Source organism: Micromonospora sp. DT48, from assembly GCF_049844495.1.
In the GTDB taxonomy this organism is placed as follows: Bacteria; Actinomycetota; Actinomycetes; order Mycobacteriales; family Micromonosporaceae; genus Micromonospora.
Window position 1 is genome coordinate 3,654 of record NZ_JBNCLE010000046.1, and the last position, 1,576, is coordinate 5,229.

The following is a 1,576-nucleotide window of genomic DNA, read 5'->3' on the forward strand; positions in this document are numbered from 1 at the left end:
GGGGGAGCGTGGGAACCTGGCGGGTAGTAGTCAAGCGATGGGGTGACGCAGGAAGGTAGCTGAGCCCGGCCGGTGGTTGTGCCGGGGTAAGCGTGTAGGCCGACGTGTAGGCAAATCCGCACGTCATGTGGCTGAGACGTGATGCCGAGCCGATTCAGGTGAAGTCAGTGATCCTATGCTGCCGAGAAAAGCCTCTAGCGAGTTCTGAGCGGCCCGTACCCCAAACCGACACAGGTGGTCAGGTAGAGAATACCGAGGCGATCGGGCGAACTGTGGTTAAGGAACTCGGCAAATTGCCCCCGTAACTTAGGGAGAAGGGGGGCCGGAGACGTGAAGCCCCGCGCGGGTGGAGCGTTGTATGGCCGCAGAGAGCAGGGGGAAGCGACTGTTTACTAAAAACACAGGTCCATGCGAAGAAGTAATTCGATGTATATGGACTGACGCCTGCCCGGTGCTGGAACGTTAAGGGGACCTGTTAGCTCTTCGGGGCGAAGCGGAGAACTTAAGCGCCAGTAAACGGCGGTGGTAACTATAACCATCCTAAGGTAGCGAAATTCCTTGTCGGGTAAGTTCCGACCTGCACGAATGGCGTAACGACTTCCCCACTGTCTCAACCACAGGCCCGGCGAAATTGCAGTACGAGTAAAGATGCTCGTTACGCGCGGCAGGACGGAAAGACCCCGGGACCTTTACTATAGCTTGACATTGGTATTTGAGTCGGCTTGTGTAGGATAGGTGGGAGCCGGTGAAGCTCATACGCCAGTATGGGTGGAGGCAATCTTGAAATACCACTCTGGTTGATTCGGGTATCTAACTTCGGACCGTTATCCGGTTCAGGGACAGTGTCTGGTGGGTAGTTTAACTGGGGCGGTTGCCTCCTAAAGGGTAACGGAGGCGCCCAAAGGTTCCCTCAGCCTGGTTGGCAATCAGGTGTTGAGTGCAAGTACACAAGGGAGCTTGACTGTGAGACTGACGGGTCGAGCAGGGACGAAAGTCGGGACTAGTGATCCGGCACTTGCGTGTGGAAGCGGTGTCGCTCAACGGATAAAAGGTACCCCGGGGATAACAGGCTGATCTTCCCCAAGAGTCCATATCGACGGGATGGTTTGGCACCTCGATGTCGGCTCGTCGCATCCTGGGGCTGTAGCAGGTCCCAAGGGTTGGGCTGTTCGCCCATTAAAGCGGTACGCGAGCTGGGTTTAGAACGTCGTGAGACAGTTCGGTCCCTATCCGCCGTGCGCGTAGGATACTTGAGAAGGGCTGTCCCTAGTACGAGAGGACCGGGACGGACGAACCTCTGGTGTGCCAGTTGTCCCGCCAGGGGCACGGCTGGTTAGCTACGTTCGGAAGGGATAACCGCTGAAAGCATCTAAGCGGGAAGCCTGCTTCAAGATGAGGTATCCCACCCACCTTTGGTGGGGTAAGGCCCCCAGCTAGACGACTGGGTTGATAGGCCGGAAATGTAAGCCCGGTAACGGGTTCAGTTGACCGGTACTAATAGGCCGAGGACTTGCTCACAAAGATTCTGCTCGCGTCCACTGTGTAACTCACAGCAAACAAACAACACACCCGACAC

The 1,576-nt window shown here is 56.7% G+C and carries 1 rRNA gene (running past one end of the window); it reads left to right on the forward strand.

Going from position 1 to position 1,576, the window contains the following annotated elements:
• Positions 1-1,518: ribosomal RNA gene (locus ACLQ2S_RS27070) — 23S ribosomal RNA — on the forward strand; it begins 1,661 nt to the left of the window's first position.
• Positions 1,519-1,576 lie beyond the last annotated feature (58 nt).